Source organism: Bradyrhizobium sp. CCBAU 11386 (genome assembly GCF_028128955.1).
Lineage (GTDB): Bacteria > Pseudomonadota > Alphaproteobacteria > Rhizobiales > Xanthobacteraceae > Bradyrhizobium.
Genome location: NZ_LBKA01000122.1, coordinates 1 through 3,418, shown reverse-complemented (window position 1 = coordinate 3,418; position 3,418 = coordinate 1). Strand labels below are relative to the sequence as shown.

Genomic DNA, 3,418 nt, shown 5'->3' with positions numbered 1-3,418 from the left:
TTGATGCTGTTGGAGCGGGCCGTTCCACCACATCAAGTTTTATCCAGTCCTGAGTTCGCCCCGGCTGTTGGATTTACCCGAATGGGCGGTGGTACGGGAGCTGGTGCGGAGCCATCGGCATAGCGCAGCGCCAGATCCCGTCGCGGGTTGCAGGTGAAGGCAAACTCCGATGGTGCTTTCCATCCGAGTTGCGAGTGAGGTCGCGTATCGTTGTAGTCGGCCCGCCAATGTCCGAGTTCGACGCGGGCCTGGGCCAGCGACGTGAACAGCGTCTCGTTCAACAATTCGTCTCGGAGACGGCCATTGAAGCTTTCGATGAAGGCATTCTGCGTCGGCTTGCCGGGCGCGATGTAATGCCAGGCGACGCGGCTCTGATCGGCCCATGTCAGGATGGCGTTGCTGGTCAATTCGGTGCCGTTGTCGCTGACCACCATTTTGAGCTTGCCGCGCTCGATGATCAGCCGGTCCAGCTCCCGCGCCACCCGGGAGCCCGACAGCAAGGTGTCGGCCACCAACGCCAGGCATTCGCGCGTGCACTCGTCGACCACGGTCAGGATGCGGAAGCGGCGGCCATCGGTGAGCTGGTCCGAGACGAAGTCGAGCGACCAGCGGTCATTCGGCGCTATCGGCACCACCATCGGCGCCCTGGTCCCGAGCGCCCGCTTGCGGCCACCACGGCGACGGACCGCGAGCCTCTCTTCCCGGTAGAGCCGGAACAGTTTCTTGTGGTTGACCAGATAGCCCTCCCGCCTGAGCAGAACATGCAGGCGAGATAGCCGAAGCGACGGCGCACCTCGGCGATCGCTCTCATGCGTTGGCGTAGGGCCGCGTCGTCCGCCCGGGTCGTCCGATATCTAATGGTCATGCGGCAACAGCCGATGGCTTTACACGCCCGCCGTTCGCTCATCCCGTGGGCGTCCACGAGATGGGCGACAGCTTTCCGCTTCACCACTAGACTGTATGTCCCTCCACAAAATGAGGCGACTCACCCTCGATGTTGCGACGAGGGTTGCCTGGATAGACCGGGCAGAGCCTCAAACAAGGAGGGCGAGTCGTGGGTCATCATACCGAGGTCTTTGTCGGAATCGATACGTCAAAATCGCGCAATGCAATAGCCATTGCCGATGGCGGCCGTGGCGGCGAGGTACGATATCTCGGGGAGTTTTCTGCCACAGAGGCCGCGATCCGAAAGCTGGTGGCAAAGCTTGCAGCGAAATGCTCTCATCTGACGTTTTGCTACGAAGCAGGGCCGACAGGATATGGCCTCTACAGACTACTCAAGAGCCTCGGCCATGACTGCCTGGTGGTGGCCCCCTCGCTCATTCCGAAGAAGGCCGGCGATCGAGTGAAGACGAACCGGCGCGATGCGGTAAGCCTCGCCAAGCTGTTGCGCGCGGGCGAGCTCACCGCAGTGTGGGTGCCGGACGAGCGCCATGAGGCTATGCGCGATCTCTCGCGCGCCCGTCAGGCAGTGAAGAAGGACCTCCAGGGCAAGCGTCAGCAGATCTCGTCATTGATGCTGCGGCTGGGACGCATCTATCCGGGCAAGACAACGTGGGGACCAGCCCACATTAGATGGCTGATGTCGCAGAAACTCGAGCATCGCGAGCAGCGCATCGCATTCGAAGAGTTACTTGAGGGGATACGCCAGGAAAGTGAGCGAATGGAGCGTTTGGAAGATGCCATACGCGAGGTAGTACCCGAGTGGTCGCTTGCCGAGGTTGTCGCGGCCCTGCAGGCGATGCGGGGAATTGATCTCATTGCGGCTGTGGGGGTGCTGGCCGAGATCGGTGATCTCTCCCGCTTTCAAAATCCGCGCGAGCTGATGAGCTATCTGGGTCTGGTGCCCACGGAAAACTCGACTGGCGACAAGGTCAAGCGAGGCGGCATCACCAAAGCCGGTAATGGGCGGGCGCGACGTATTCTTGTGGAGGCGGCCTGGAGCTATCGATATCCGCCGCGCGTAAGCCGAGACAAGCAGCCAAAGGTGGAGGCCGCACCGAGACGCGCGCGAGAGATTGCGTGGAAAGCGCAAACCAGATTGTGCGGACGCTTCCGCTCACTCGAGCGGAAGGGCAAGCGGCGAACCGTAATCGTCACGGCGATTGCCCGAGAGCTATCCGCCTTCATTTGGGCAATCAATCGCGAGCTCATGCCATCTCGACAGGCGTAACGTCGCTGGGGCTGTGGACCGCTCGAGTCGTGAGGTGCGTTCGACCGGCCCACAGCCCCCTTTGTTGCAATCGGGATTAGGGGTAGTCGCAGACATCAATCGTGCAGAGGTGAAGGTGGGACCGCGGCAGGGGAAATCCTGAAACCCATTATGTGGCCGATCATCCGATCGACGCCCGACGCTAGACCAGGGACAGCCCCAGACGAAAAAACGGAAATGCGGTATCCAACCCGCGCATCAGAGCCTGTTCACCGACGTCTTTGGGTTCCGCCTTCTCCTCTGCACGATCCATCGGCGCAAGAACTTCACGATGGTCGTCGTGGAGATGGCAAACCGTGCGTTGTGTGCTTGACTGAGGACATCAGAATGGGATGGTCCGCCCCGTCCTCCTCCTTCATCATAGGAAGGCCAGATCAAAAGAGGAGAGTATCATGGCCCATCGCAATTTGCCGCGACCGGCGGCAGTCTATGGAATCGACATTGGCAAGAACCTGTTCCACGTCGTTGGCCTGAGCTGCGACGGCACTCCTGTTCAGAAAGTTCGCTTTCGACGGGATACCCTTCTTCAGTTCTTTGCTCGGGCACAACCAAGCATAGTTGGCATGGAATCCTGCGCCGGTTCACAGTGGCTCGCCCGGAAGATACAGGCACTTGGTCACAAGGTGCGCCTGATCCCCGCGCAATTCGTGAAACCCTACGTGAAATCAAACAAGAACGATATCATCGACGCCGAGGCGATCGCTGAGGCCGCAACGCGACCGACAATGCGCTTCGTCGCCGTAAAGGAGGAGGGCCAGGTCGATCTTCAAGCCCTGCATCGAATCCGTGACCAGATGGTCGGCTCGAGGACACGCCTGATCAATCAGATGCGGGCCTTCTGCCTCGAGTACGGTGTACCTTTGCGTCAGGGTGCCGGAATGTTCAAACTCGAGTTGCCGCGCGCTTTGAATGACGAAGGAAACGATTTGTCACCAATGATGCGTCGCCTGCTGGGCGATCTCTTCGCCGACCTCCGCCGCCTCGAAGAACGGATCCGCGAAGTGACAAAGGAGATCGAAGCGGTCGCCGATCGAGAGGACGTTACACGCCGGCTGATGACAATCCCCGGTATCGGCGCATTGGGTGCGACCGCCGTACTTGCCGCGATTGGTGATGGGCGGCAATTTCGCAAGGCCCGCGACCTTGCTGCCTGGCTGGGGCTAGTGCCCAGGCAATACTCGACCGGCGGAAAACAGACGTTGCTTG

2 protein-coding genes and 1 pseudogene are annotated in these 3,418 nt (G+C 60.5%); 2 read left to right on the top strand and 1 reads right to left on the bottom strand.

The annotated features are described in order from the left end of the window. Nucleotides 1–39: 39 nt before the first annotated feature. Nucleotides 40–946: pseudogene (locus XI09_RS08825) on the bottom strand (IS3 family transposase); the annotation flags it as partial. Between the two features lie 108 nt (nucleotides 947–1,054). On the opposite strand from XI09_RS08825, the gene XI09_RS08820 reads away from it, so the two are divergent. Both XI09_RS08820 and XI09_RS08815 read left to right on the top strand, forming a co-directional pair. Continuing rightward, entirely contained in the window at nucleotides 1,055–2,173 is a 1,119-nt protein-coding gene (locus tag XI09_RS08820) for an IS110 family transposase (protein ID WP_271566493.1), read from the top strand. 431 nt (nucleotides 2,174–2,604) lie between these two features. Continuing rightward, nucleotides 2,605–3,418, top strand: an 814-nt coding sequence (locus tag XI09_RS08815) for an IS110 family transposase (RefSeq protein ID WP_271566492.1), incomplete at its 3' end; no start/stop codon positions are given.